3 protein-coding genes are annotated in these 3,441 nt (G+C 34.4%); 2 read left to right on the top strand and 1 reads right to left on the bottom strand.

Going from position 1 to position 3,441, the window contains the following annotated elements:
* Both N2201_07355 and N2201_07350 read left to right on the top strand, forming a co-directional pair.
* Nucleotides 1-822, top strand: an 822-nt coding sequence (locus N2201_07355; GenBank protein MCX7786015.1) for a hypothetical protein, incomplete at its 5' end; no start/stop codon positions are given.
* A 332-nt stretch (nucleotides 823-1,154) separates the two neighbouring features.
* Nucleotides 1,155-1,697 carry a hypothetical protein gene (locus tag N2201_07350; protein MCX7786014.1) on the top strand — a complete coding sequence of 181 codons (543 nt, stop codon included), beginning with the start codon at nucleotides 1,155-1,157 and terminating at the stop codon, nucleotides 1,695-1,697.
* 830 nt (nucleotides 1,698-2,527) lie between these two features.
* Here N2201_07350 and thiL read toward each other — a convergent pair.
* The coding region (thiL, locus tag N2201_07345; protein MCX7786013.1) for a thiamine-phosphate kinase at nucleotides 2,528-3,441 on the bottom strand (914 nt) is incomplete at its 5' end.

Below are 3,441 nucleotides of genomic sequence, written 5' to 3'. Positions count from 1 at the left end.
TTAATTGTAATCCTATTAGTCATTGCGATTGTCTGGTTCATTTCACGAACCCAAGAACTATTATCAATTACCGTATTGCCATTATTTATTTACTTTCTAATTCTACGCACCCCATTTAATTGGATTTTAATTACCACACTTGTCATTGCTGGATATTTGTTATATCTGGGAATTAGTAATATTATCCGTTTCCAACTTTTGAAAATTGATACTGAGAAACATCCTGATTTAAGATTATGGCGAAAACTTTTGCGGCCTGCAGCAATGGCATTTCCTATTCTAAGTTTCTTTATCTCCAAACTAACCTTAATCACTTTAATCGGAACAGTGCTGGCAATATTTTTCTTTCTTGATTTCTCAAGAATTATTAGCAGAAGAGTCAACCAATTCTTCTTAAAAGACATTGGCAAAGTATTTAAGATGTTTAAAGAAAAAGAATCAGTGCGAATGTCTTCAATGACTCTATTTCTAATGTCATGTTTTCTCTGTTTTCTCTTATTCGAACAGAAGATTGCATTTACTGCGGTTACTTTTCTAATCTTTGGCGATATGTCAGCTGTAATGTTGGGGTTAGTTTATGGCAAAACCAAACTATTTAATAAAACTTTAGAAGGAACCCTGGCTCATTTTATGGCATGTTTTGTTTTTGGATATATTATTCATATCTATTTACCGATTTCACTACTGACAATTTTTGTCGGAAGTCTTACCGCAACCTTTATTGAAGTTCTACCAATTGCAATTGATGATAATCTATCAGTTCCCATTATATCTGGTGCGATAATGACCATTTCCAGTCGATTATATGATTTTCACCCTTGACATTTCTTAAAAATAACTTTATATTCTAATGGTTTTTTGAAAAGTGGGCTTTAGCATGGATTGGCGTCTGTTTTTAAGAATTGTTGCCGTGTTAATAATATCTTAAAAACCTGGGTATCGACCGATATAAAAATAGTAATGTGGGACGTCAATAAAAATAATTTCCCTTTTAAAACTTAACCAATACGCTTTATTAAATGCAAATTAAAATGAATAGAGAGTGAAAGTAATAAAAAACAATACTTCACATAAAAGAAGAAATTGAATATGAGAAGAATGTTGGAACTTTATTTTAAATTAATCAAAGCTCGGTTGTACAGAGAGATAAAAAGATGAAAAAGGTTCTTTGTGTATTATTTCCTTTATTTATGTTTAATCTTATTTCTGCTCAAACTCAATATACACAAGATCTTTATGAGAAAAAAACCTCTTTTGGTATATACGCTGCTGAGTTCGCCGGTGCGCTTGGTGGAACTATATGTTGTGGTGGAACTGGATGTCTACTTATCGGACTTGCAATTTCATCTATGTTCACAATCGAAGAAACACACCCTCCTGGCGACCCAAGTATGTCAATTCCGATTTTAAATACAAGCACAAATTCTTCTATCGGACCATTACTTTTTGCTGGATTAACTGCATTAATTATAATACCCGCATCTTCTGCCGCCGGTACAGCACAGGTTGGTAAAAGATTGAATCAAGAAGGAAAATTTAGCACATCTTTTGGCGGTGCTGTCATTGGAAGCGCTCTCGGTCTGGGAATTGGATTTGGAATAAGCAGAATAAATCCTGATAAGATATCTTGGGTAATGATTCCAACTGCATTACTTGGAAATTGTTTTGGTGCAGTTGTCGGTTATAATTTAAGCTGAAATAGTAGCGATGATTTTGGGTATAATGACACACGATTTGGGTTGCCAAGCATCGGATTAAGACCAGAGAATAATGATGACAGTAAAACAATTATTGCACTTGATTTTAAATTAATCAATGCAAGGTTTTAGGAAAGTAATAAGAAATAATAAATAATAAAGAAGTTTTAAAGATTTAAGAACCTTAAATGACCTGAACTTGATACGCAAGTGATAAATATTAATAAAATAAAAAAAGAAGAAGAAAAGGAAATATTAGCAATGTTTGTGGAAGTTCTTGTAATTCAAAGATAGGCATATTTTTTTAATGTTCCGTCCAAATGTTTTGTTGATAAACAATCCTGTAACCAACTCAATAATACTTTCGCTTTAACCACCGGCTTACCTGACACTTTCGGTCACCTAATAGGTAAGCCGGTCGGCAAGCCAGGGGGCAAGCCGGAGGGCATACCCCTCGGCAACCCGCCGGCATACCCTACTGACCGCACAATCTACAGATATTTAGATTGTCCTTTAAGTAACCGAATGATTTAACCTCTGGATTATCAATAGGATAGCCGATAAAGTCACCTAATCTTTTGCCTTCTCGGTCAAACAGAGCGGTGGCTCATTCGATTAGTGCCGACATTTTTATTATGCCCATAACTATCTTATTTCTAAAATTCCACAAAATATGGGGATTTTCTGACTTATTTGATTGGTACAGGCGTTTTTATTATACCAACTTATCAGAAAATTTGATTATTTCTCGGATTTCAATAACTCAATTTAATTCTTCTTTTAGGGTCATCATATATCTAAATATATCTTTTTTATTGCCTCATTGCTTATTATCTGAAATGGTCGTAACCTTTTGGTTCTAATTTTGCCTCTTGAGTATCTTTGACTAAATACACGCCTTTCCCTTTTTCGACGATTCCAATTCGAGTAATTTTCGTGCCAAGAATTTCTGATGGCAGATTCTTGTATGGTGAAGTAAATAATAATTCGTAATCCTCTCCCCCATTTAATGCTATATTCAAAATATAATTTATATTCTTAGATAGTCGCATCTTTGTTTCTTTATGGATTGGAATCTTGTCCGCAAATATTTTTATTTTTACTTTGCTCTCTTCGGCCAAATGAAATGCATCGGTCGAAAGCCCGTCGGAAGTATCAATTAAGGCATTAATAAATTTTTTAAGTTTGATGGCTTCATTAATTCTTGGTATCGGACAAAGATGTCTTTTTATTGACTGCTTAAAATCTTTTCTTAACAGTTTGTTTTTCAAGGCTAATCTTCCAGTTTCCGACAACCCACAATATCCGGTAATGTACAAATATTCATTAGGTGTAGCGGTTGAGCGTAATTTCGCATTTTTCGTTTTGCCGATTGCAGTAAGAATTAGACCTAATTTAGGATAAGCAACAATGTCACCGCCTGCAATCTCACACGAGAACCGATTCGAGATGCTCAACATTCCTGAATATAATTCTTTGAGTTGTTTTGGGCTTAATTGTGAAGGCAATAAGGCAGAAACAAAAATCGCTATAGGCATACCTGCCATTGCCGCAATATCAGATAAAGTTCCGCAAACTACTCTTTGGCCAATTTCATAAAAACTGAAATAGTCTAAGGAGAAATGGATATCTTCGATATAAGCATCAGTTGTAATGATAGTACCGTCTTTAATTATACAAGCATCGTCGCCAATACCTACCTCAATATTGCGATTAGCGTTAAGCAAAGTGGGGTATGTGGTTG

It is taken from the genome of candidate division WOR-3 bacterium, from assembly GCA_026418155.1.
Classification (GTDB): domain Bacteria; phylum Hydrothermota; class Tepidihabitantia; order Tepidihabitantales; family CAIPLT01; genus JAOABV01.
Note: the sequence above shows the minus strand (reverse complement) of the source record. Positions and strands in the feature narration are given on the sequence as shown.